General features: G+C 30.6%; 27 protein-coding genes. 3 read left to right on the top strand and 24 right to left on the bottom strand.

All coding sequences use genetic code 11. The features are described from left to right. Nucleotides 1-197 precede the first annotated feature (197 nt). The 3 genes from NSA23_RS08165 to NSA23_RS08155 are packed head-to-tail and all read left to right on the top strand — an operon-like array spanning nucleotide 198 to nucleotide 2,905. Nucleotides 198-773 (top strand): DUF4342 domain-containing protein, encoded by a 576-nt coding sequence (locus NSA23_RS08165; protein WP_042682912.1) that lies wholly within the window; start codon nucleotides 198-200, stop codon nucleotides 771-773. After that, the gene (locus NSA23_RS08160) at nucleotides 751-1,434 is read left to right on the top strand and encodes a response regulator transcription factor (protein ID WP_042682913.1); all 684 of its coding nucleotides are present in this window, start codon (nucleotides 751-753) and stop codon (nucleotides 1,432-1,434) included. Before NSA23_RS08165 ends, NSA23_RS08160 begins: the two co-directional genes overlap by 23 nt. Then, nucleotides 1,427-2,905: a sensor histidine kinase gene (locus tag NSA23_RS08155; protein ID WP_257490384.1), complete on the top strand. Its 1,479-nt coding sequence runs from the start codon at nucleotides 1,427-1,429 to the stop codon at nucleotides 2,903-2,905. The genes NSA23_RS08160 and NSA23_RS08155 overlap by 8 nt, the downstream gene beginning before the upstream one ends. 11 nt (nucleotides 2,906-2,916) lie before the next feature. Here the strand turns inward: NSA23_RS08155 and NSA23_RS08150 are convergent, their stop codons facing one another. The 24 genes from NSA23_RS08150 to NSA23_RS08035 all read right to left on the bottom strand — a co-directional run bounded on the left by NSA23_RS08150 (nucleotide 2,917) and on the right by NSA23_RS08035 (nucleotide 23,557). Then, a complete protein-coding gene (locus tag NSA23_RS08150) occupies nucleotides 2,917-3,669 on the bottom strand; it encodes an AAA family ATPase (protein ID WP_042682915.1) in 753 nt (250 codons plus the stop codon). A gap of 263 nt (nucleotides 3,670-3,932) precedes the next feature. Further along, a complete protein-coding gene (locus NSA23_RS08145; RefSeq protein WP_042682916.1) occupies nucleotides 3,933-4,388 on the bottom strand; it encodes a DIP1984 family protein in 456 nt (151 codons plus the stop codon). A gap of 99 nt (nucleotides 4,389-4,487) precedes the next feature. Continuing rightward, complete coding sequence (locus NSA23_RS08140; RefSeq protein ID WP_050069851.1) at nucleotides 4,488-5,630, bottom strand: MFS transporter; 1,143 nt, start codon at nucleotides 5,628-5,630, stop codon at nucleotides 4,488-4,490. Nucleotides 5,631-5,855: 225 nt separating this feature from the next. Then, entirely contained in the window at nucleotides 5,856-6,032 is a 177-nt protein-coding gene (locus tag NSA23_RS16830) for a BMC domain-containing protein (protein ID WP_276506633.1), read from the bottom strand. A 260-nt stretch (nucleotides 6,033-6,292) separates the two neighbouring features. Further along, nucleotides 6,293-6,838: a BMC domain-containing protein gene (locus NSA23_RS08130; RefSeq protein WP_050069852.1), complete on the bottom strand. Its 546-nt coding sequence runs from the start codon at nucleotides 6,836-6,838 to the stop codon at nucleotides 6,293-6,295. Nucleotides 6,839-6,868: 30 nt separating this feature from the next. Next, entirely contained in the window at nucleotides 6,869-7,705 is an 837-nt protein-coding gene (locus NSA23_RS08125; RefSeq protein WP_042682917.1) for a DUF7973 family transport facilitator, read from the bottom strand. Between the two features lie 26 nt (nucleotides 7,706-7,731). Then, a complete protein-coding gene (locus tag NSA23_RS08120; protein WP_042682918.1) occupies nucleotides 7,732-9,141 on the bottom strand; it encodes an aldehyde dehydrogenase family protein in 1,410 nt (469 codons plus the stop codon). Continuing rightward, on the bottom strand, nucleotides 9,132-10,130 hold the full coding sequence (locus NSA23_RS08115; RefSeq protein ID WP_042682919.1) for a cob(I)yrinic acid a,c-diamide adenosyltransferase: 999 nt from the start codon (nucleotides 10,128-10,130) through the stop codon (nucleotides 9,132-9,134). The genes NSA23_RS08120 and NSA23_RS08115 overlap by 10 nt, the downstream gene beginning before the upstream one ends. 14 nt (nucleotides 10,131-10,144) lie before the next feature. Further along, entirely contained in the window at nucleotides 10,145-10,414 is a 270-nt protein-coding gene (locus NSA23_RS08110) for a EutN/CcmL family microcompartment protein (RefSeq protein WP_042682920.1), read from the bottom strand. A 13-nt stretch (nucleotides 10,415-10,427) separates the two neighbouring features. Beyond that, entirely contained in the window at nucleotides 10,428-11,195 is a 768-nt protein-coding gene (locus NSA23_RS08105; RefSeq protein WP_042682921.1) for a flavoprotein, read from the bottom strand. A gap of 1 nt (nucleotide 11,196) precedes the next feature. Next, nucleotides 11,197-12,027 (bottom strand): ethanolamine utilization protein EutJ, encoded by an 831-nt coding sequence (gene eutJ, locus NSA23_RS08100; RefSeq protein ID WP_042682922.1) that lies wholly within the window; start codon nucleotides 12,025-12,027, stop codon nucleotides 11,197-11,199. A 13-nt stretch (nucleotides 12,028-12,040) separates the two neighbouring features. Next, nucleotides 12,041-12,682, bottom strand: coding sequence for a phosphate propanoyltransferase (pduL, locus tag NSA23_RS08095; RefSeq protein WP_042682923.1), 642 nt, complete (start codon nucleotides 12,680-12,682; stop codon nucleotides 12,041-12,043). 38 nt (nucleotides 12,683-12,720) lie between these two features. After that, nucleotides 12,721-13,011: a propanediol utilization microcompartment protein PduA gene (pduA, locus tag NSA23_RS08090; RefSeq protein WP_042682924.1), complete on the bottom strand. Its 291-nt coding sequence runs from the start codon at nucleotides 13,009-13,011 to the stop codon at nucleotides 12,721-12,723. A 15-nt stretch (nucleotides 13,012-13,026) separates the two neighbouring features. Continuing rightward, entirely contained in the window at nucleotides 13,027-13,587 is a 561-nt protein-coding gene (locus NSA23_RS16735) for a BMC domain-containing protein (protein WP_042682925.1), read from the bottom strand. A 15-nt stretch (nucleotides 13,588-13,602) separates the two neighbouring features. After that, nucleotides 13,603-14,055, bottom strand: coding sequence for a glycerol dehydratase reactivase beta/small subunit family protein (locus NSA23_RS08080; RefSeq protein ID WP_042682926.1), 453 nt, complete (start codon nucleotides 14,053-14,055; stop codon nucleotides 13,603-13,605). Beyond that, nucleotides 14,048-15,874 (bottom strand): diol dehydratase reactivase subunit alpha, encoded by a 1,827-nt coding sequence (locus NSA23_RS08075; protein ID WP_042682927.1) that lies wholly within the window; start codon nucleotides 15,872-15,874, stop codon nucleotides 14,048-14,050. The genes NSA23_RS08080 and NSA23_RS08075 overlap by 8 nt, the downstream gene beginning before the upstream one ends. A 36-nt stretch (nucleotides 15,875-15,910) precedes the next feature. Next, nucleotides 15,911-16,435 (bottom strand): diol dehydratase small subunit, encoded by a 525-nt coding sequence (locus NSA23_RS08070; protein WP_042682928.1) that lies wholly within the window; start codon nucleotides 16,433-16,435, stop codon nucleotides 15,911-15,913. 18 nt (nucleotides 16,436-16,453) lie between these two features. Then, entirely contained in the window at nucleotides 16,454-17,110 is a 657-nt protein-coding gene (locus NSA23_RS08065; protein ID WP_042682929.1) for a propanediol/glycerol family dehydratase medium subunit, read from the bottom strand. 25 nt (nucleotides 17,111-17,135) lie between these two features. Further along, on the bottom strand, nucleotides 17,136-18,803 hold the full coding sequence (locus NSA23_RS08060; protein ID WP_042682930.1) for a propanediol/glycerol family dehydratase large subunit: 1,668 nt from the start codon (nucleotides 18,801-18,803) through the stop codon (nucleotides 17,136-17,138). A gap of 24 nt (nucleotides 18,804-18,827) precedes the next feature. Further along, nucleotides 18,828-19,622, bottom strand: a complete 795-nt coding sequence (gene pduB / locus NSA23_RS08055; protein WP_042682931.1) for a propanediol utilization microcompartment protein PduB — start codon at nucleotides 19,620-19,622, stop codon at nucleotides 18,828-18,830. A 27-nt stretch (nucleotides 19,623-19,649) separates the two neighbouring features. Beyond that, nucleotides 19,650-19,925 carry a propanediol utilization microcompartment protein PduA gene (gene pduA / locus NSA23_RS08050; RefSeq protein WP_042682932.1) on the bottom strand — a complete coding sequence of 92 codons (276 nt, stop codon included), beginning with the start codon at nucleotides 19,923-19,925 and terminating at the stop codon, nucleotides 19,650-19,652. Nucleotides 19,926-20,260: 335 nt separating this feature from the next. Then, complete coding sequence (locus tag NSA23_RS08045) at nucleotides 20,261-21,076, bottom strand: response regulator transcription factor (RefSeq protein ID WP_075052132.1); 816 nt, start codon at nucleotides 21,074-21,076, stop codon at nucleotides 20,261-20,263. Further along, a complete protein-coding gene (locus tag NSA23_RS08040; protein ID WP_042682933.1) occupies nucleotides 21,069-22,322 on the bottom strand; it encodes a sensor histidine kinase in 1,254 nt (417 codons plus the stop codon). Before NSA23_RS08040 ends, NSA23_RS08045 begins: the two co-directional genes overlap by 8 nt. A 98-nt stretch (nucleotides 22,323-22,420) precedes the next feature. After that, complete coding sequence (locus tag NSA23_RS08035) at nucleotides 22,421-23,557, bottom strand: 1-propanol dehydrogenase PduQ (protein WP_042682934.1); 1,137 nt, start codon at nucleotides 23,555-23,557, stop codon at nucleotides 22,421-22,423. Nucleotides 23,558-23,587 lie beyond the last annotated feature (30 nt).

Genomic DNA, 23,587 nt, shown 5'->3' with positions numbered 1-23,587 from the left:
TCTACCAAGGATTAAAACTATTTTATACAGTTATAGACATTTTCTAAGAGTCATTGATAAAATAATTCTCATATGATATAATGGCAAAAAACTAAAATCATTTTTATAATTTTAATCAAATTTTAATGTTTCTTAAATTGTTTTTAAAGCTTCTGTTATTATAATAAAACCATACTATATAACAGGAGGTTATATTTATGATCACTTTAGAACAAGTAGAAGAATTATGTGAGCGAGCAAATATTTCTTATGATGAAGCAAAAACAATCCTTGAAGAAACTAATGGTGATATTCTTGAAGCTATCATTAAGCTTGAAAAACAGAATCGCATTAAAGCCCCTGAAGGTGGGGGCTATTACTGCTCAAGAAATACGCAACAAAACAAAGAAGAAAATAATACTAATAAAAATTTTGGAAATGGATTTAAAGAAGATAATGATACATCCTTTGGAGAACTAATAGGCAGATTTTTTAGATGGTGTGGCAAAATAATAAGTAAAGGAAATAAAAATAGCTTTGAAGTTATAAAAAATGGGGATAGAATAATGGCAATTCCAGTAACCATATTAGCAGTTCTTATATTATTCATGTTCTGGATTACTATTCCTATTATGATTTTGGGTCTCTTTTTCGGATATAAATATATGTTTAATGGTCCTGATTTAGGAAAAGAAAATGTTAATCATGCAATGAGTTCAGTTGCTGATGCGGCTGAAAATCTAAAAAAAGAATTTAAAGGTGAAAAATCTGATGAGGAAAATTCTGATAATTGAAGATGAAGAAAAAATAGCACGTTTTATTGAACTAGAACTTAAATACGAGGGCTATGAAGTAGAAAAAACTTATAATGGAAGGGATGGGTTAAAACTTGTTGAAACCCACCCCTTTGACCTTATATTACTTGACATTATGTTACCAGGTTTAAATGGAATTGAAGTTCTTAGAAGGATTAGACAATTCTCTAATTTACCCGTTATACTTCTTACTGCTAGAGACACTGTTGTAGATAAAGTTACAGGACTTGATGGAGGTGCTGATGACTATATTACTAAGCCTTTTGCAATAGAAGAATTGCTAGCTCGGATTAGGGCAGCCCTTAGGAAAAATGAAGTTAGTAATGCATTAGAAAAATCGTCTGAGCTTGTATCAGGTGCTTTACGTCTTGATCCTATGAAAAGAGAAGTTCATGTAAACAACACTTTAATATATTTAACAAAACGTGAATTTGATTTGCTGCATTATCTTTTAGAAAATAAGAATATTGTCATAAGTCGTGAAACCTTAATTGAACATATTTGGGGCTATGATTTTTCAGGTGAAACTAATGCAGTAGATGTATATATTAGATATCTCCGTGCAAAAATTGAAGAGCCCTTTGGAATAAAAATATTATATACTGTTCGGGGAGTGGGGTATGTAATAAAAGATGAATAATAAAAAAAGTTCAACTTCAACCAATATAACTAATAAAATAAGTTCTTCCCTTGTTATAAAACTCAATGTCCGAATGATAGGAAGGCTATTTTCTGGATTTTTGACTATTAACACCCTTATTCTTTTAATGGGTTTTTTTGTTATACTATGGAAAGCAGAAATAGGAACACAAGATATAATTGAAGCATTGAAACAACCTCCTGATAATTTAGAATCCATATATCATCTTAACAGAGATTATGAAATAATAATGGAAGAAACCTCAAAAGGTATCATACTCCCTCATAATATACAAAAAAAATTACCTGTAGAGATACATAATGCTAAAAGAAGTATCAATATGTCCAAGACTAATAAAGATATAGGATTATTAGAAAAAATAGATTTAATAAAATATACTATTGGGTTTTCTATCAATAATTTATCTTATCAAATAGTATATTCTTTAGGCTCTAATTTAAAATTATTTATATATTTATTTTTTATTGTACTAATATTTGAGCTATTAATAATAATTAAAAATATAAGTAAAGGTTCAAAAATGATAAAGAAAACTCTCAAACCTTTGGCTGATTTAACAGAAGTAACTAAAAGTCTTAATGCGGAGGTATCTTCTATGGCCTCTAAGGCTGATGGTACCTATATCAAAGATTTGGCAGGAGTTATTAGTAATATTGATGCCAATAGGCTTGATAGTCGTATATCTGTTGATAGTTCCCAAAATGAGCTTAAAGACTTGGCATCTGCTATAAATGATATGCTAAACCGTATTAATGATTCTTATCAATCTCAAGTACGGTTTGTTTCTGATGCTTCTCATGAACTCCGAACACCTATATCTGTTATACAAGGATATGTAAATCTCCTTGACCGTTGGGGAAAAGAAGATCAAAAAACTATGCAAGAATCAATTGATGCAATTAAAAGTGAATCAGAAAATATGAAAGTCTTAGTAGAACAGCTCCTTTTTCTCGCTCGTGGAGATAATGAAACTATCCAACTTTACAAAGAAGTTTTTGACTCTTGTGAAGTTGTGAATGAAATAATTCATGAGACACAAATGATTGATAAAAATCATAATTTTGAAATTGATTTAAACAAACCAGCTTATATTAATGCAGATAAACAGCTTCTTAAACAAGCTATTAGAATACTCGTTGACAATAGTATAAAATTTACTCCTAGGGGGAAAAAAATTATTTTAAAAGTTGTCATTAAAGAAAATCATGTCCATATTATTGTTCAAGACAGTGGTATTGGTATAGATCCTGAAAACTTGCCCCATATATTTGATCGCTTTTATCGTTCAGATGAATCAAGGGCAAGGAAAACAGGTGGTTCTGGCTTAGGTTTATCAATTGCCAAATGGATAATAGAACGCCACGAAGCCTATTTTGAAATATTAAGTAGAGTAGACATAGGTACTCGTATAACCATTGTTTTTCCTACTGCTAAATCTTTAGAGTCTTAACTATCAATTAATCAATAATCCATAAGTATATCAAGCATTTTGTTAGTATTATTCATGAATGATTTCATAACTATATAATGTTCTGTATCTTCATATTTCACCTTATTAATTCCTTCTTTTATTTCATAGATAATAGAATCTGGATATGCCATTATTATTGGTGAATGGGTAGCAATTATAAATTGAGAATTCTTAAGAACTAATTCATGTAGCCTAGACAACATGGACATTTGTCTTGATGGTGATAAGGCTGCTTCAGGCTCATCTAATATGTATAATCCTTTCCCACTAAATCTATTTAAAAATAAAGAAAAAAAGGATTCTCCATGGGACTGCTCATGCAACGAAAGCCCACCATAAGAATCTATAATTTTATTCCCTAAAGTTTCCTGATCTAAATTATCTATATTTGTAGCCAAATTATAAAAACTTTCTGCTCTTAAAAAGAATCCATCCTCAGGTTTTGTTATTCCTTTTACTAGCCTTAAAAATTTATACAAATTAGAATGGGTTTCTGTAGTAGAAAAATTGAAATTTTTTGTTCCTCCTTCAGAATTAAATCCATAAGCGATAGCAATTGCTTCTAATATTGTAGACTTCCCAGTACCATTTTCCCCTACTATATAAGTTACCTTTGGGTGTAGCTCTAATGAATTTAAATTTTGTATAACTTCCAAGGAAAAAGGATATTCTGAAAAGGAAGGTATGTTTTCCTTAAGTAGTTTAATAGATCTTATGTAATAATCACTATTCCACCACTCCATTATAATCACCTCAATTAGTAATTATGGACAATTTCATTATATTTTTTATTAATATAATCCCCTAACCCACCCTCACTTTAAATTATAAATTAGTACATGGTAGTAACAATAACAATCTAATTGTACTATTGTAACATTTATGGGCATAATTTGTTATATGTGGAATCGAACCACTGGCCTCGCCCCAAAGCCGCCACCTATATGACTTGACTTATTTATAAGGTTTGTACTCACCTTTATAATCTAAAGCTACCAACTTTTATTTAAATTAGATCTACAGTCCAATTTAATCCTTGAATTTTTGTATCCAATTCTCTAAATTCCTTTGATAATCTACCAACTTCTTTTTGCATTTCTTTTACATTTACTATACTAATATATTTAATTTCTGTTCTAGAATATCTATCCTGTTTAATACTTGCAGCTTCAGCTATATGGGATAATACTAATCTTTTTTCCCATATACCATCTCTTTCTGCCAATGCATCAGCCAAAGTCCATTCTTCGTTAAATCTAGTTTGGTTATTTGTCTTATTTATTCTCTTAATAAGATTTGTTAGTTCAATTACACAATTTTCAAACTCTCTTAAAAGTACATCAGGTTCTTCACTTGGTTTATCACCTTCTTGAACCACCACATTATTTTCCAGCCTACTTTTAAGTTGTTCTATTTTCTTTTGTAAATCAGCTCTTAGTATTAATGCTTCTGCCAACTTCATAGTTTTTGCCCCCTTAACTCATATATAAAATATATTAGTCTCAAAATATGAAATTAAGTCAATTATATCACTCTTAACTAAAAAGTAGTGTTAAATAAATTATCTTTTTCTCTTTAGAAAGAAAAATAAAATTAAAATTAATGCTAACATATTTAAAACTGCACATACTCCTATAGATTTTTCTAAAGAAATATCCGAAACTTTACCTATAATTAAATTTGAAAATCCTCCAACTATATCTCCTATCATAGCATAGACAGAAAGAATTGTCGCCCTATCGAGTGTAGCAATGCTTTCATTCTGTATTGTATTTGTTAAAGGTTGAGTTATAGCAAAAGCACCCTCTATCATGAATATAATAATTATAACTAATATCCAATTTCTTATATAAATAAGCAATATATTAGCTACTATTATCATTCCAATTAGGATAATATATAATTTCTTTGTTCCAATTTTCTGGTTCATCTTGTATGCTTTTGCTGATAAGAGACAAGATATTTGCATGGATGCTGTTAAAAATCCAAAATATTTAATATTAATGCCACTTCTCAAATATATAGGTTGATTTAAGAAGATACATAATGCGTGGGTACTTTCTGCAATTAGGGCTATAGATATTATGAAAATAAATATAGTTTTATTATGCCTTAAGCTTTTAAAGCTTTTTATTATGCTAACTTTTTCTTCATTTCTATGTTCATAATTATCTACTAAAAAGAATGAAAGAACAAAAGCTATTCCATAAGGAATAATAGTGAGAAATGCAGTTAAATCTAAAGAATACTTTACTATAAATGAATTCATAAATGAAGCAATTAAGAATCCACTTGTGGAAGAAGCAGAATAGTAGCTAAAAGCTTTATAGCTATCTTTTCCATCTATAGAAGCATAAATGAGGGCAGAATCACAACCAGATATACCTGATATTGATATAGCCACTATAATACTTTCCAATAAGAACATACTAAAAGAATGAGCATTATAAAATATTATTTTTGACAAGAAAAACAAGAAAAAAGATATTACTAATGTATTTTTATAGCCAATTCTATCACCAATATATCCCCAAGGTATTTCAAATACAAACATAAGGATTATAAAAATTGCTTCTATAGTGAAAATATTGTTTAATGAAAGGCCTCTATTTTGTCTAAACAATGTAGCAACAGGTCCATAAAAAACTAAACCTTGTAAAAAAGCTATAATACAAAGTAAATATACATTTCTATTTCTATTCATTTTGACACCTCCACAATTAATTGCACAACAAAAAACCTTATATAATAAGGCAAAAATTTATCTTATAATGTTACTTATTCATGCAATTAATGTTTAGATGCCGCCATAGTCAGATTCTCCTTTGAATAAAATTAATAATTACAGATATTATAACATAAAAAAAGTTCCTTTCTCTGAAAATAGAAAAGAACTTTTATCAAACATTTTTCATTGTTTTAATTTTCCTTAAGTTCTAGTTATAGTTGTAGGTATAAATAAAAGAACACCAGACATCATATTTAAAACTTGTCTTAAAGCAGACTCTACACTTGAAGTATCTCCTGTTATTACAAGAGAGCCACTAAATCTATCTAAAAATCCTATTTTCACATCTGCTGATTTTGTAGAAACATCAGCAGCAATTATAGCTCCCTCACCGGGAGTAATGGTTAATATGCCTATAGCATCGCCTTTTTTCCTATCAAGTCCAAGCTTTATATATATATATCTTCTTGGGGATTAGATATTAAATGTGCTAATGTGATTTGCTTCCCTGGAACGTACTCTTGTATTACCCTTTGCTTCTCTTCCTTCCCCATATAATAATACTCCTTTCATATAGTAACACCTTTTCTTTGCAGACATATTCACTAAACGAGTACAAACCCGTCGTAAATAATAAATTATATACTCTCTATCAATCTATTATCTGGATGAGATAATAAGACAATATCTATAATTTTTTTATATTGTATATCATGATATTTTGCAGATTGTATAGCATTCTTTACAGAAGAAACATCCCCTGTAAAAATCAATAAACCTTTACCACCTATACCATTTGCCAATCTAAGTCTTATTAATTCTATATTTGATGAATCGCATAAAACATCTGCTAATACTATAGATGCAACAGAAGTTCTTGTTTCTATTATCCCTAATGCTTTAATATTTTCAGGTTTCTTTTTTTCTTTTAATGCATAAAATACTTGTTGATTTAAATTATTTATTGCATGACTATAAAGTATAGATTCTTCTCCTATTGCTCTGGATATCTCCAATGCAAAGTTTATAGATTGTACTGTACCTTCAATTATTATAAGATATTTTCCAGGGCAAACAGAACTACCTGTTATTAATCCTATTTTTGTTTGCTTAAGAATATTATCAAGTATTTCCATGCCTTTAGAAATACTTGATGTTTCTATTAACCCTAAGGCTTTCTCCAAATTTATCCCTTCTTTAAGTGGAAAACTATATTAAAATAATGCAAATATTATAGCACTACACACGAATATTGTAGTCGCAGGGGGATCTATATGTGAGTCACAATTAGTATTAAATATTCTACCTGCTATTTCTGCAACTATACTTGCCAATACAGCAAAAGCAGTAGCAATCCAAATATTGCCTGATGCTATAGCCGCATATCCTGCAACCATACTAATATGATGAGTAGTAGGAATTTCAAATCCCATTTGTGCAAATATCAACAATGCTGCACTTATACAGAATCCTAATACATTTATTTGAGTTAAAATAACTAAATATGATATTACAAATCCTAATCCAAATCCAAGAACTATATTAAAGAATAATGTTTTACCATCAAGTAATATTTTCTTCTTTTCTCCACTTGAATCTTTCTTCTCTCCAAAAATACCAGTTTTCCCAAATAAAAGTCTTGCTAATACTCCTAAAATAAATACTGTTAAGCCTGGAGTATCCAATTTCAAATTCATTGAAACAAATAAGTTATTTAGTAAATATCCTAATATACCAAATAGTCCACCAACTATTAGTACCGTAGAATCTCCAAATTTGTTTAAAGATGTCAATATATCTGTCCCATTTTCCAAATATTTTTTCTTGTTTGCAGCAAAGGCAGCAGCAGCTACCCCACCTGCAAAGGCAATATGAGGACCAAATAAACTACCAAATGTAACATCATTTAATATTGTTGGAGAACCTCCACTAGCCAAAACAGCTATGCCTATCAATCCTATAAATCCTGTGAAGATAAATGCTGGAAGTGCTCCTATAGCCGCTCCAAAAAGCCCTCCACCAAATGCAGAAAGAATTGTCTGTATGCCCACTTTTCTCATCTCCTATCCATTAATCTTTACTTAATTGAAAAACTACCTACTAATGAACATCTTCTCTTCCTAGCAAAACTTCTAGCAGAAGTCAATCCTTCTCCAGTTGGACCAGCTATAGTGAAAGTGGGATATCCTTCTCCACCAAATCCTAATCCAGCAAAAGATGGTGCATTTTTTACGAAAATAGTGGTTTCTATTTCTCTGGCAAATCTGGATAGATTGTCCACATTTTTAGAATGCATTATAGCTGTATGTCTATTTCCTTGCTCTACTTCAACAGCAAGTTTTATTGCCTCATCTATGTCTTTAACTCTAACTATAGGTAATATAGGCATCATAAGTTCAGTTACTACAAATGGATGATCCTTCTCTGTTTCAACTATTATAGCTCTTACATCATGTTCACATTCTATATCTACAGCTTTAAGTATAACTTTTGCATCTTTTCCTACAAATTTTCTATTTATCCTACCATTTTTATCTATTACCATACTGGCCAATTTATCTATTTTTTCTTCATCTTTTAAATGATATACATTATTTTTATTCATTGAAAATATTAAATAATCTGCTACACTATCAACTACTATAACTTCTTTTTCTGCAATACATGGTAAATTATTATCAAAACTACAACCTGCAATTATATCTCTAGCTGCTTTTTCAATATCGGCAGTTTCATCTATTACTGCTGGTGGATTACCAGCACCAGCTCCTATTGCTTTCTTCCCTTGAGATAATGCCGATTTGACAACTCCTGGTCCTCCTGTAGCTACTATCATTTTTATTTTTTCGTGTTTCATCATAATTTCAGCATTTTCTATACTTGGATTACTAGTTGTAACTACAAGGTTTTTAGGTCCACCAGCTTTTTCTATTGCTTTATTTATCAATTCAACAGTTTTCATAGATATATTTTTAGCACCTGGATGTGGGCTAAATACTACTGAATTACCTGCTGCTATCATTCCTATTGAATTACAAATTACAGTTTCAGATGGATTTGTTGAAGGTGCTATAGCTCCTATTACTCCATATGGGGACAATTCTACAAGAGTAAGTCCATTATCCCCTGTAAATACTTCTGAATTCAAATCTTCTACACCTGGTGTTTTCTCTATAACAAGTTTGTTTTTCTTTAATTTATCTTCATATCTTCCCATACCTGTATCTTCTACGCCCAATTTTGCTAACAATTCAACATCTTCCATAAGTTCTTTTCTGATGGTTTTTATAATTCTTCTTCTGTCTTCAAGGTTATAGTTTTTAAAAAAGTCTTTTTGAGCTATATAAGCTTTTTCTATAGCTTCATTCATATTATTAAATACACCGTTTTTACTTTCCTCTTTACAATAAGATGAAGTATCTTCTCCCTTTAACTGTTCTACTACTAAATTCACTATCTGTTCTAAATCCATTTTATCTAATTCCATCTAATATTATCTCCTTCCATTTCAAAAGTTTTTAGAGCATATAAAGCAACCTTTGTATCTTCTTCCACCGTACCTCCACTTACACCTAATGCCCCAACTACTTTTCCATCTATCTCAAGTGGATATCCACCTCCAAAAGGGACTATTCTTCCCTTGTTAGTCCATTGGATTCCATATAAATCACTATCTTCTTTAACTATATTTGAAACTTTGTTTGTAGGCATTTTCAATGCTAACGCTGTATAAGCTTTGTTCATAGATATATCTATACTAGCTAATAATGAATCTTCCATTCTATGAAGCAATATTAAATTACCTCCTGAATCAAGTACCGAAACTACTATGGGAACTCCTATTTCCTTTCCTTTTCTTTCCGCTGCCTCAGCTATTTCTTTTGCAATTTCTAAATTTAAAATTAACTTATTAGAAGCATGTCCCAGTTTTTCTAAAACTTTTTCCTTTACTTCTTGTATAAACAAGTATCTTTCTTCTGCTCTAGCCATTATGAACAAAACATCTGAAAGCCTATTTAAATATTTTCTTAATACTTCATCAATATTAGTTTCTCTGCTCAAAGATATTATTAATCTTTCTGCTCTTCTCACCATAGTTCTGGCAACATGTAATACAGAAGATGATGTGTTTTCCCCAGGTAGCACAAAACTTTTTTGACGACCTACTTGAGCTTCATATTTATCTATAATATTTTCTAAATAATCTACATCAGACTGGGAAATCTTATCATCCAACTTTTCTTTTCCATTATCATCACTAGCAAGTTGAGCTCCTAAAACAAATAATCTCTTTTGTATATTTCTCAATTCTTTTTTTATATCTTCATTTGATACAATAGAATACGCTACCCCTATCATAGAATTTGATTCATCTATAGTTCCATAACAATCTACTCTCAGACTATCTTTATTTATTCTACTTCCTCCAAACAGTCTAGTTTCTCCTTTATCTCCAGTTCTAGTGTATATGCTCAAGTCAATCACATCCTTTACTGATTAACTTCAATATTATCTACTATAGCTACTATTGACCTATCAATTGGCGCTTTCAAATCTTGAAATGCTTGTCTTGCCGAACTTCCTGTAGCTACAAGTACAATTTCTCCTGTACCTGCCCCTACAGAATCTATTGCTATTTCACAATTACCTACTGGATTATATCTCATATCTAAAGGTTGTACTATTAGAAGTTTCTTACCAACAAGGCCTTCATCTTTAGTAGTAGCTATAACTACTCCTTCTACTTTACCTATATACATTTAAAAACCGCCTTTAATTTTTTATTTTTATATCTATACCTAGGCTATGTGCCATATCTTTAGCTAATGCTGTAACTATAGTATCTTTTGAAACTACAATTTCACAATTATCTTTTTGTGATTTCATTATATCTTCTGTTGTAATTAACTTTTTATTTAATAAAATTGATTGGCTCTCTTTGGGTTCTAAAGATTCAAAAGAATTTACTACACCATCATATAATTTTTTAGCACTAGTAAACTTTATATTATAGCTTTCTAATCTCTTTAAATTATCTTTAATCATATTATTATAAGCTATAGGAACTTGTGAACTTAATTTTAATCTTATATTATTTTCAGGATCACAAGCATCTTTTGCAGCTATAATGGAAATTCCATTCATTATTCCCCAAGATACTAAATAGGTAATTAATGTATCTGATATTCCAAAAGAAATTTTTGAAGCTGAGTTCATAGTTAAAACAGGTATTATTATTTTCTTTATATCTTGTTTTAAATAATCTATATCTTTTATTTTATCCTCTACAAAAACATCTTCTATACCTAATTCTTGCTTTATAATATCAGAACCCAAAACAAACTCAGCTTTTTTAGATAAAACAACTTTTAAATTCCATCCATCATTAATTAGTTTTTTTATATTTTCAATTGAACTTTCAAATCCAATTTTTCCTCCAGTAAACAATACTAACGCTTTTTTCTCTCGTTCATACATTTCACTTATTATTCTTTTAGTTACTTCTTTCACAATAATATTTATCATTTCTTCTATATTCAATTTATTCACCTTCCCCGTTGCAATTTAATGCTATACCAAGAGGTGTAATTAAAAGGGGGTTTAAGGGTTTTATTGTTTTTATTCCTATATACTTTGTAAATACTTCTTCAAATTTAGTAAAACTACATGCTCCTCCTACTACATAAATCTTATCTACAGAATATCCTTGTATATGTCTTTTTACAATTTCAGCCATTTTTTCAATTACTGGTTTGATAGCTACAAATACTTTTTCCTCTTTTTTAGGATCTCTCTTTAATTTTTCTGCTTCATCAAAAGATATTCCATAACTTCCTCCTAAAACTAAGGTCATATGAGTTCCTCCTGTAGGTTCATCTGCTGTATATATAACTTTACCTTCTTTTAAAATGCTTATCCCTGTAGTACCTCCACCTACATCTACTACTGCTCCATCTTGAATTCCTAGAACAGTAGCAGCAGCAGTTGGTTCATCTATAATATCTACTACATCCATTCCTACAGATTCAACAACATTAGATATAACTTTAACATTTCCATCTATTGTTCCAGGAGGAACGGCTATAGCTGAGTAGTTTAAATTAATCTTAAGCATTTCTTCTATATCATGTTTTAATTTTTCTAATATATTTACAGCTCCAATATAATCTACAACTATGCCGTCTTTTACCACTTTAGCCTCTTGAGAAGCTCCTGCTATTGGATTACCTTCCTGGTCAACTATAGCTAAAACTATATTAGCTGTTCCTAAATCTACCCCTACTTTTAATTTTCCATCATAGGAATTACAGCTTTTAGTTTGTATGAGATTATTAAACTTCCCAATATACTCATTTACCGTTGATAAATCCATATTAAAATACTCCTTATTTTCTAACTACTTTTACTTTATCTCCATTTTTTAGACCTGAAGAATTAGCTTCATCTATATCTATATGCATTTCTAAACTATATTTATTTGAAACTCTCACAAGAACATTATAAAATGCTGTTTTTCTTATACCTTCGGATAGTACTGTTACCATTTCCCCATTTTTGAATCCACGCTTTTTAGCATAATCCTCTGGCATGTGTATATGTCTCAAAGCGACTATAACGCCTTTATCTTTTTCTATACTTCCATTTGGACCTTCAATAATTATTCCTGGAGTATTTTCTATATCCCCAGATTCTTTCACTGGAGTTTTTATCCCTAATTTAAAACTATCAGATATAGAAATTTCAACTTGGGTATTATTTCTTACAGGTCCTAATATTCTTACATTTTCAAATTTACCTTTTGGTCCTTTTATAGTTACTGTTTCTTTAGATGCAAATTGTCCTGGTTGACTTAAATCCTTAAACTTTGTTAGTTCATAGCCATATCCAAACAAATTATATAGATCTTCTTCACTAAGATGTACATGTCTATTAGATACTCCCACAGGGATTAAGCCCTCTTCTTCTTCAAGCTTTTTTTCTACTTCTAACACAATTCTTCTAATTAAGGCTTCATTAATTTCCCCCATATAAAGTTCTCCTTCCATAACCTATAATATTGCTAAAACTATTTTGCTTGTTCTGCTTGTGCATGTGGTAAGATTTTTTCTGTATCAATATGAGGTCTTGGAATTACATGTACTGAAACTAATTCTCCTACTCTTTCTGCTGCTGCAGCTCCTGCATCAGTAGCTGCCTTAACTGCACCTACATCTCCTCTTACCATTACTGTGACTAATCCTGAACCTATTTTTTCATATCCTATCAATTCAACATTTGCTGATTTTGTCATAGAATCTGCAGCTTCTATAGCTCCAATCAATCCTTTTGTTTCAATCATTCCTAATGCTTCTCCCATTTGTTATTCCTCCCTTTATTTTTTATTATGAATACAAAGTACCCTAGGTTCTCCTTTTTTCCTTGGACATTTAGGATCTCCGCAAATATTACATATATCTTTAACATTTTTATTCAAAGAAACATCATTTATTTTTTCTTCAACTTTTCCATTACTGTCTTTATCAGTTTTCTTTTCTGTTTCTTTTTTAATTTGTTCTGTTACTTCTTCATTAATAACTTTCTTAACTTCATTATCATCTTTTATTCCTATATCCTTATTTTCAATTTTCTCTGTCTCTTTAAAATTTCCAACTGTTTCTAAACTATTTATTAACTTTTCAATTTCATCATGGGGTCTAGGTATAACAAGTTTACTCCATATTTTATTCACTTTAGCTGCTGCAATACTTCCAGCTTCAACTGCAGCTTTAACTGCTCCCACATCTCCTGCAAATTTTACTGTAACAAGTCCACCGCCTTTAGTTAATTCATATCCTAAAAGCTTAACATTAGCTGATTTTACTCCAGTATCAGCAGCCTCAATTGCTGCAGCCAATCCAACTGTTTCTATCATACCTAGTGCAAACTTAAACAATATTACACCCCCTCTTTAAAGACTTTCCATTACTTTTTTTACAATCATTTCAATATCTACATAGTTATCTGAATCATCTTTGTTTCCATTTTCTTTTTCATCTATTTCAGCATCATCTGAAAATGATTTAAAGGCGATTCCCTTTATTAATCTTGCTGCATTAGCACCTAGTTTTCTTAAATTATGGTGTTCATCCTTTATATTTAAACTAAATAAAGGTTCCTCTTTATTCAACTTCTGATAATGTACTATAATATTTCCATCTTTACCTATGCCAATGCCTACATTTAATTTTGAATCTTCTGCTGCACTATATCCTAATTCTATAGAATTTTCTAAAGGTTTCGATTCAATATTATATGGAAGTCCTTCTTCTTCAATTCCCCACAATAATTGGTTATATGAAGATTTATCCTTTATTTGTGATGAATAATAAATATTGATTGTAGGCCTATCAACATTATTCATTTTTTACATCCTCCTTGTATGACAATACAAGACCTGTTGCTACGGCATTTCTAGCACCTTCCACGCTTCTTATATTAGCCCTACCTGATACTATTCCATATTGAGATAATGCATCAGTAACCAATTGAGGAACTTCAAAATCTAAAGCTGAACCACCTAATAATACAACATATTCAATATCTCTTATATTTCCGGTTTTACTAACTATCTTCAATGCTCTTATTGCATTAGTTACAAATACTTTTTGTTTAGCAGCTTTTCTAACTATCTTTATTTTTTCTAAAGAATGATCACTTGGTATAGGTATCATATTTCCTTCTTTTAAAATTACTACTCTTGCAAAAACTTTAGGATCTAGTTGTTTTTCAAAAAATTCTACAGAACCATCTTCATGTCTAATATGAAAAAGACTTTCTACTTTAGCAAGTGGATATTTCTTTATATCTTCAGCTAAACCAAAATCGTCTAATCCTAATTCAGAATTTATAAGCATAGTAACCATATTACCTGCACCTGCTAAATGTATAGATTTTATTTTCCCATTATTATCTATAACAGAGGCATCTGTAGAACCTGCTCCCATATCTAATATTGCTAAAGGAGTACTGCTACCAGGAGTTGTAAGGGCTCCCCTTATGGCCATATCTGCTTCTATTCCGCCAACTTCAACTTGAACTTCTATCTCTTTTTCTAGTTCTTCTGCTATCATACTCATTTGTAATTTATCAGATTTAACCATAGCTGCTATTCCTACTGCATTTTCCATAGAAAACTCTCCTGCAACTCCTCCTTTTACTTTTTGAGGAACAAAAGTATCAACAGCTAATAAATCTTGTATCTTAATTTCACTTGGGTGATGTTTCGTAAGATTTGCCATTACTTGTCTTACTTTTTCCAACATGCCTCCTGCATTAGTACCAGGTTCTCCATTTACATCTAGAATAGGATAACACGATCTTAAAACATCCATTATAGCAGAAGCTCCTTCTTCTACATCTATAGACATTCTTCTTTTCTCGCCAATTACGTTTATTTTTCCTGATGGAATTCTTTTCTCTTTAACATCTCCCTTAGGGGTTTTTATTACAACGGCTGATCTATTTCCTATAAGGGCTCTAGCTATAGGAACTATCATTTTAGTTTCTTCTGGAGTTAATCCAAATTGAGTAGCTATACCAAAAGGATTTGAAAGAACTTCTACTACACCACCAACAGGTGCTACTTCTATAGCAGTTTTTACTCCTTCATGTACTTTATCTATCAAAGCTACTTCATCTACTATTGGTATAGTTTTAATTAATCTATTATTAACTAAAACTCCATCATCTTTTTGCATAATAGCCCCTTGTATATCTTTTCCATTTTTTAAAGCTTCATTTATTAAAGATACAGCTTCCATGAAATCAACTTCTTTTGGAACTATGACTATCAATGGCTTTTTATCATCATATTCTTTTAATTTTCTAATATCTATAGTGTAACCAACACCTAGTCCAATTCCTCCAGGTGTAGAAGGATTGTGACCTATCATTGTAGATTCTGTTATAATAGTCTCTGTTATAGTTTCCATTGCTACATCACCAATTACTGGAGCAGCTTCGTTTATTCTAATTAAATTTAAGTCCTTAATATCTATATTTGCCTTATCAAGTGCTTGTTTAAGAGAAGCAAATATTCCATTAATGTTTTCACGTGTACCCTTTATACCAGTAGTTTTAACAATACCACTAGATAAAAACTCAATATTATCATCATAAATTCTAGCTAAAGCTGTCTCTGTAGTAGCATTTCCTATATCTATACCTACTATCAACTCCATCTATAAAACCTCCTGGCTACTTATAAATACACATAATTAATCTTTTCTTAACATATTTCTTTTTTCATATACTTCTGCTGCTTCTCTTACGAAATTGCTATTTATTGTTGCATTATATTTTTCTTCTAGTTCATTAGCTATATCCAATAATTCTTGTTTAGTTGATCTATTTGGTCTTAATGCATTGTATATCTCTAATATTCTTTCATCTGAGATAACTGTAAGTTCAGATGCTCTTCTTAAATTTTTAGCAAATGCATCTCTATTTACTCCTTCAGCTACCTTTGCTTGTAATTCCAATGTTTCTGGTGATATTCTAACATCAGTAGATTTAATATCTCCATTCAAAACGTTATTTAAAGTTATCTCTTCTAACTTCCTATTTGTAGGAGTCTTAACCAATTCTGGACATTTTGTTGCTAAAGGATAATCTTTCTTCGCATCTATTTCAACACCTGAGGATTTATTTTCACTTTCTTTGAATATTTCCTTATCTGAATCATTTTTCATTGACATCATAACTTGTCTAACAACTTCTTCTATCATTTTTTCTTGATTCATTATATTCACCTCCAATAATTAAAACTCTACTTTAAGTTCTTCAGATTTACCATTCAAATCAACATGTTCTGTTTCTTTTATATGAAGAAGTGCTGCTAATGCTTGATACTTAGGTCTTGCCATTTGATCATTTATAGTAGGCACTGGATTTGGTGATTCTCCCTTTGCATATTTTGCTGCATTTTTCCCTATGGCTCTATATACATCTAATGTTAATACTGGTGCTTGTGGAAAAAGTTCTAAATTACTTAATGGTTGCAAATCTTTTTGATGAATTATAGCAGTACCTTTTGATTGTATCCCTATACCGATACCTGAACCACTTAACTTAGCTGCTTCAAGTCCTATAAAAGCAACATCTGAAGTTCTATTTACTCTAACAATCCTAGTTTTTAAACCTTCCTCTTCTATACCTGCAATTATTTCTCTTAACACTTTATCATGAGGTAAATGAATTATTGTTTTATTTTGATATTTTGCAAAAGCTGGAGCTACTCCTATAACTACCTCATCACTTCTAATCCCTTTTTTAGCTATTCCTATTTCTTGTATATTTAAAGTTCCCAATGAAATTGGCTCTGTTTTTTCACTTTTTGATATTGGTTTATCCTTAACACTTAAATTCTTCATAACTTCATCAATTATTTCACGAATAATTTTTTCATCAACAGCCATTTTATTGCCTCCTCTCAGGATCTAATTATTCAAAATCTTCTGGACTTTTAGCGTTTCTAATATCCTTTATTTGGTCCCATCTTTCTTCGCTCATTCTATATCCTGTGCCAGGTCCCATATAATCATTACAGTTATTTACTGCACTTATGACATTATAATCACTATCTAATATAGCTGAAGTATGAAGATAATCTCCTGAAACTCTCTGTTTCAACATATTTAACACTCTTTCCGCTATATCTTCAAAACCGTTTTTATAAAGTGCTTTTACTACATCTACTCCTGTTATTCCTCTGTTCATCATTTCTTCAGCAGCTTTAATATCTTCTACCATATTTCTTTCTGGCATATCTTTACTTCCATTAGCATATGTTGCTGCCTCTACTTCTTCATCAGTTACAGTAGGAAGTCCCAAACCTTCAAATACTGCTTGTATGGCCTTAGCCGCTTTATTTCTAATAGCTACTACTTCTTCTTCAGTCACTGGTTGTAATCCGCCATCTACTTTCAAATCTCTTTGAATAATATTGTAATCATCAAAATCTGATGCATCAAAATTTGAACCTGCAAACATATTGTCATAGTTTGGAACTGCACTATACCCTGAAAATATAAAATCAGTTCCAGGCAACATTTGCATTAAAGTCCTTGCTGTCCTTCTCATTGGTGAATGTGAGAAAGTTTGATCATTTCCTGATGCTACCTCTAAATCCAACATTGTAGTTATAAGGTTTTCTGCAAGTACAGCCCTAATACCAGAAGGAACTGAACCTGGAACACCTATACAACTTATAGAACCATTTTGTAGTCCTTGAACCCCTGCACCTCTTGTAATATATATACATTTTGCCTCTAGATAAAGCATTGATTTACCTTCAGCATTTCCCATCAATACTTCTGCACCTGTACCAGAAGTAAATCTCATTTTAAGTCCTCTTGACGCATAAGCTGAAGCTAAAAAAGCTTTAGACCAAGGTGTATCATCACCATCTACAAAAACTCTTTCTGTTCCATATACTGATACTGTTTCAGCATAACAAGTTAAACCTCTCATACCTAATTCTAATTCTGTAGCTTCTTCTACTGCACATTGAGTTAATACTCCACTTCTTCCAACTTGTGAACCAACTAATAATGCTAAAGCGTTAAATGGAGCATATCTTACTACTGCAACTGTTGTTTCCATTTCGTCAAATCCTCTTAAAGCTGCTTCCGCTGCATCAGCAGCTATTTGAACTGGATTATCTTTAACATTAGTTACATGACATTGGTTTGATGGAGTTTTTCTAGCTCTCATTTTTTGTACTGCCATCATCATTTCAACTACATTCATCTTTGAAACTACATCCACCATTTTTGCTGGAGTCATAGCTGTAGTAAATTTAATTATTTCTTCTCTTGGAATATTTACATCTACTATCTTCCTTGCTATCTCAGTAGAATCTATTTCTATCACTTCAAGAGCATTATCTAAATTTATTGCATAATCTGCAATAAACAAATCTATCATGTCAAAATCTTCACGTTTTTTTCCATCTAATTCTACAACTTTTCCGTTTTCTATCTTAATACTTGGCTCTGGATCACTTGGACTATTCATTGCTATCAATCCAACTTCAGGCCATTCCTTTACAAATCCATCTTTATTTACATCTCGCTGTTCAAGAATTTGAAATCTTTTAGATCTTTTCATATTTATTTCCCCTCCTTTTTGTTATTAAATATATGGTGTTGTAGTAGATTTTGGTTCTTCACCTAAAGCTCCCAATGCTTTCAATCCTACTTCTCTTGCAGCTATAACAGCTTGTCTAACTGCTCCTGAATCACCACTTATTGCTAATATAACTTCATTTGAAAAACTTGTACCATTTGCTGGAGAAGAATAAGAAATTATATCAACATTCGCAGCTTTAACAGCAACATCTGAAATTAAAACACCTATAGCTGCTGGTGCACCTACAATTAGGCCAAATGATTTTCCTACTTTTGCTCCAAAAGCTTTTTCACATGCATAACTTGCTCTAGCTGTATATTGAAACTCAAGGTGACCAGCTTCATTTCCATGTACATCTCCGAAAGTTCTATCTAATTCTTTTAATGAAACTTCTACAGCTCTTCTTGCATCTGATACGTCTTCTGCACCAAATATGATTAATGAACCGTGACCTGCTCCTCCTTTTGTATCCCTTGGAAGTTCAATACTAATTATTTCTGTATTTGTAGCTTTAACTGCTTCATCTGCTGCCATTATTTGAGGGCCTGCTCCTGTACGCCCACCTATAATACCTATAGATCTAAATTTCTTATCTAATTTCATAAATTCATGTAAATTATAATCTACATTAGCTATAACTAAACCTATAGTATCTCCTAAAGCTGTTCCAACAAATTCTGTTAATCCACAATATTTACTAGAAGATTTAGATTCACTTTCAGATTCTTCTACTTCTTTAACATCATCAAGTTTTTTCATTATTTCTTCCATTATTTTGCCTTTCAGTTCTTCTTGCATTTATATACACCTCCAAAATGTTTTTTATTATTTATTAGGTAAAATGTTTTCCACATCTCTGTGTGGTCTTGGAATTACATGGACTGAAACTACATCACCCACATTATTAGCTGCTGATGCTCCAGCATCAGTAGCTGCTTTAACTGCACCTACATCCCCTCTTACCATTACTGTAACTAATCCTGAACCTATTTTTTCATATCCTATTAACTGAACATTTGCTGATTTTACCATTGCATCGGCTGCTTCAATTGCACCGACTAATCCTTTTGTTTCAATCATTCCTAGGGCTTCATTTCCCATTATTTAAACCTCCCCACATTTTTGGAATTAAAACAAGTCTTAAAAGCCATATATAATGTGTTTCATTACCTTAAGCATAATATTTTTAACCCATTTTGTCTTTATACTATCTTGGCTTGATGCTATAAAAAAAAGTCATATATCTATGTATTAAAAAACAAAAATATACACCTATATACCAAAAAGATATTTTCTTGTCCTAATATTATATTTTTTTGTCATATCCAAACTTAAAATATCAGCCTATATATTTCAATGTTTCATTTCCAAATTAATACCTATGCTTATATGCATAAAAAAAGCTGTTAGTCTTATAAACTAACAGCTTGAAAATATCATATATACCATCCACCATTAATTTTAGGTGTATGTTTAATGAAAAGATTACTTTTTAACTTTTTTATTTTTTCATTCTTTTTTTTATCTCTATATTGAGAGGGAGTTATTCCAAAGCTCTTCTTAAAAACTTTACTAAAATAATTAGGCTCACTATACCCTAGTTCAATTGCAATATTTATAATAGGTATATCTGTATCTTTTAAAAGTTCCTTTGCCTTTTTCATTCTATAAAAAGTAATATAGTCAATAAAATTAACTCCTAATTCTTTCTTAAATAATTTACTTAGATAATAAGCACTTAAATTTACATGATCAGCAACATCATTTAACGATATCCCATTATGAAAATTATCTTTTATATATTCAATAGCTTTTAAAAGCTCTTTAGAAACCACACTATCTACACAAACATCATTTATTGATAATTCTTCTGGTTTTCTACTTATCTTATTATAATGTTCTTCTATTATATTTATTATTTCTCTTCCTCGTACTGGCTTTAAAATATAATCATTTGCTCTTGCCCTTATAGCTCTTTGAGCAAATTCAAAATTATCATATGCAGTTAACATTATTATTACTTTGTTTGCATCTTTCTCTTTTATTATCTTTGCAGCCTCTAATCCATCTATTCCAGGTATTTTAATATCCATAAATATAAGATGAGGATTTAATTTCTCACTTAATTCAACTGCCTCTCTTCCTGAACTAGTTTGCCCAACAATTTCAACATAATTTAAATTTTCATATATAATTTTTTTCAAAGCTTCTCTTTCTAAATATTCATCATCTACTAATAGTATTTTATACACCTAAAGCACCCCTTGCATTCCTTATTTTAGGAATTTTAACCGTAACAATTGTGCCCTTGTTTACCTTACTGTCTATATTTACACCATATTTTTTCCCAAAGTAATTTTTAAGAATATTATCTACATTTTTTATTCCTATACCTGTAGAGCTACCTTTAAAGTATTCTTGTGATGAATTATCTAGTATCATATCTATCTTATTTTTAGGAATTCCAACACCATTATCTATTATACTTATACTTACATCTTCCCCTACAGATTTACCTGTAATATTTACAAATCCTCCATCTTCCTTACATTCCAAGCCATGATTGATAGAGTTTTCAACAAAGGGTTGCAATGTCATAAAAGGAATCTTGATGTTTAATATTTCTTCTTGTATATCAATATCATAATCTAACCTATCACCAAATCTAGTTTTCTGTATATTTAAATATTTCTCAATATACTCTACATCAACTCCTAAAGTTACAATCTGATTTGATTTTTTAAGTGTATATCTTACTATTTCAGAAAAAGAAATAGCCAATTCTTCTGTTTTAGTTGCTCCTTCCAATAAGGCTAATCTCCCTATAGTATTTAAAACATTAAATAAAAAATGGGGATTTAATTGAGATTGCAAAGCCTTAAGTTCAGCAGTTTTTAAAGCCCTTTCTAACTCTGACTTAATCTTAGTTTCTCTCAATAATTCCATGTTTTTTTTATTCAATTCTTCTTGATAAACACTTGCTAGTCCCTTTTCAACTATGTGGTTTGCAACTATATGCATCATATTTGCAGCAGCATTTATCTTCTCATATGATATAACAGGTGCTTTATTATACGCATCAATAACTTCGGCTTTATCATGCCATTGATTACTAATCTGCTCCATGCGTTTTTTACCATCAAAGGGCTTTTTATCTACCTTTACTTGTCCAGCCATTATAGATCCTAAATATTGTCCTTCTAAAACTATGGGGATGGCAAAATCCACTAACCCTCCATGACATGTATATATATAGGGTTCGCCAATTCTTGCTGCTTCTAAACCTCCATGTGCATCAGAATAACAGCACTTTTCATTACATTTTGCATCTTTTCTAATAAGACTACAATATTTAGAAAAATTACTAAATTTGGTTATGGGATTGCCCATATAATCTACCGTAACAACAGCTAAACCTGTAGCTTTAGAATAATAATCTTGTATTTTCTGCAAAACATCAACATCTATGATCTCAGAAAGATGAAAAAATTTATTCATAATAACCTCCATTCTGCCACTACCACTAGCGGCATAAATAATGGTACAGGAAAACTCTATACCTTAAGAATGTTTTCTTAAAGTATAGAATCATCTTTCTAACCTTCATATGCTTTCTTAAATATCATTATTATATCATCTTTTGTGGGTTTCCTAGGGTTTCCTATTGTACAAACATCTTCCATAGCAGTTTGGGACATATTTTCAATTTCATCAAAAAACTCTTTTCCATCAATATCCATTTCTTTTATACATACTGGTATACCAAGCTTTCTATTAAGAACTTTTATACTCTCAATTAATGAAGAAACTCCTTGTTCTATACTAGATGCAGGCAATCCAATAGATTTTGCTACATCATTATACTTATATGCACATGTATTATCCAATGAATTATATTCTATAATATATGGTAAAAATATAGCAACTGATCTACCATGAGATACTTTAAATCTTGCTCCAAAAGCATGTCCCATACTATGATTTATACCAAGTGCAGAATTTGTGAAAGCTATTCCAGCCATACATGATGCATTATGCATCTTTTGTCTAGCTAAAGTATCATTTCCATCACGATATGCCCTTAATAAATAACTAAAAACTATCTTTAAAACTCCACTTGCTAAAGTATCAGTAAAGTCTGATGATTGATTTGATACTAAAGCTTCCAATGCATGAGTAAATACATCCATTCCAGTATCGGCCGTAACTGAAGGAGGAACACTATTAGTAAAATCAGGATCTACAATTGCTAAATCAGCTAGCATAATATCTTCACTAAACGCCATTTTTCCATGAGTATCATTATCTGTAATCACTGAATATGATGTAACCTCAGAACCTGTACCACTTGTTGTAGGTATTGCTATAAAATAAGGTTTTTTAACATGTTTTTTATTAGATTCATTCATCATATTCATATAAAATAATATTATGCCTTTTGCTGTGTCTATTGCAGAACCTCCTCCTATAGCTATAATTGAATCAGGCCTGAACTTTAACATAAGATCTATTCCATCTATAACCAAGTCTGAAGATGGATTAGGTTCTACTTTAGAAAAAACTTCATAATTAATTTTTTCTTCTTCTAAAATATCTGTTACTTTTTTGGTTATACCAAATTTGACCATAAATTTATCCGTAATTATTAATGAATTCTTAATATTTATCTTTCGTAAATATTCTATAGACTCTTTTTCATGCACAATATGTGGCTTTAAACTAAACTTTTTCATTAAACCATTTCCCTCCATTTTTAGAAGTAC

This window comes from Anaerosalibacter massiliensis, assembly GCF_024623155.1.
Classification (GTDB): domain Bacteria; phylum Bacillota; class Clostridia; order Tissierellales; family Sporanaerobacteraceae; genus Anaerosalibacter; species Anaerosalibacter massiliensis.
The sequence above is the reverse complement of the archived record's forward strand: the minus strand, read 5'-3'. Positions and strand labels throughout refer to the sequence as shown.

What these genes read in the sequence shown, in the direction of transcription:
- pduL (WP_042682923.1), bottom strand. Translation starts at nt 12,682, where the DNA reads ATGGGGGAAATTAATGAAGCCTTAATTAGAAGAATTGTGTTAGAAGTA.
- NSA23_RS08075 (WP_042682927.1), bottom strand. Translation starts at nt 15,874, where the DNA reads ATGGAGTTGATAGTAGGTATAGATATAGGAAATGCTACTACAGAGACA.
- NSA23_RS08060 (WP_042682930.1), bottom strand. Translation starts at nt 18,803, where the DNA reads ATGAAAAGATCTAAAAGATTTCAAATTCTTGAACAGCGAGATGTAAAT.
- pduB (WP_042682931.1), bottom strand. Translation starts at nt 19,622, where the DNA reads ATGCAAGAAGAACTGAAAGGCAAAATAATGGAAGAAATAATGAAAAAA.
- eutJ (WP_042682922.1), bottom strand. Translation starts at nt 12,027, where the DNA reads ATGGATTTATCAACGGTAAATGAGTATATTGGGAAGTTTAATAATCTC.
- NSA23_RS08080 (WP_042682926.1), bottom strand. Translation starts at nt 14,055, where the DNA reads ATGAATAATGTTGATAGGCCTACAATCAATATTTATTATTCATCACAA.
- NSA23_RS08160 (WP_042682913.1), top strand. Translation starts at nt 751, where the DNA reads ATGAGGAAAATTCTGATAATTGAAGATGAAGAAAAAATAGCACGTTTT.
- NSA23_RS08035 (WP_042682934.1), bottom strand. Translation starts at nt 23,557, where the DNA reads ATGAAAAAGTTTAGTTTAAAGCCACATATTGTGCATGAAAAAGAGTCT.
- NSA23_RS08065 (WP_042682929.1), bottom strand. Translation starts at nt 17,110, where the DNA reads ATGGCTGTTGATGAAAAAATTATTCGTGAAATAATTGATGAAGTTATG.
- NSA23_RS08140 (WP_050069851.1), bottom strand. Translation starts at nt 5,630, where the DNA reads ATGAATAGAAATAGAAATGTATATTTACTTTGTATTATAGCTTTTTTA.
- pduA (WP_042682924.1), bottom strand. Translation starts at nt 13,011, where the DNA reads ATGGGAGAAGCATTAGGAATGATTGAAACAAAAGGATTGATTGGAGCT.
- NSA23_RS08110 (WP_042682920.1), bottom strand. Translation starts at nt 10,414, where the DNA reads ATGTATATAGGTAAAGTAGAAGGAGTAGTTATAGCTACTACTAAAGAT.
- pduA (WP_042682932.1), bottom strand. Translation starts at nt 19,925, where the DNA reads ATGGGAAATGAAGCCCTAGGAATGATTGAAACAAAAGGATTAGTCGGT.
- NSA23_RS08145 (WP_042682916.1), bottom strand. Translation starts at nt 4,388, where the DNA reads ATGAAGTTGGCAGAAGCATTAATACTAAGAGCTGATTTACAAAAGAAA.
- NSA23_RS08150 (WP_042682915.1), bottom strand. Translation starts at nt 3,669, where the DNA reads ATGGAGTGGTGGAATAGTGATTATTACATAAGATCTATTAAACTACTT.
- NSA23_RS08070 (WP_042682928.1), bottom strand. Translation starts at nt 16,435, where the DNA reads ATGAATCAAGAAAAAATGATAGAAGAAGTTGTTAGACAAGTTATGATG.
- NSA23_RS08040 (WP_042682933.1), bottom strand. Translation starts at nt 22,322, where the DNA reads ATGAATAAATTTTTTCATCTTTCTGAGATCATAGATGTTGATGTTTTG.
- NSA23_RS08120 (WP_042682918.1), bottom strand. Translation starts at nt 9,141, where the DNA reads ATGGAATTAGATAAAATGGATTTAGAACAGATAGTGAATTTAGTAGTA.
- NSA23_RS08165 (WP_042682912.1), top strand. Translation starts at nt 198, where the DNA reads ATGATCACTTTAGAACAAGTAGAAGAATTATGTGAGCGAGCAAATATT.
- NSA23_RS08155 (WP_257490384.1), top strand. Translation starts at nt 1,427, where the DNA reads ATGAATAATAAAAAAAGTTCAACTTCAACCAATATAACTAATAAAATA.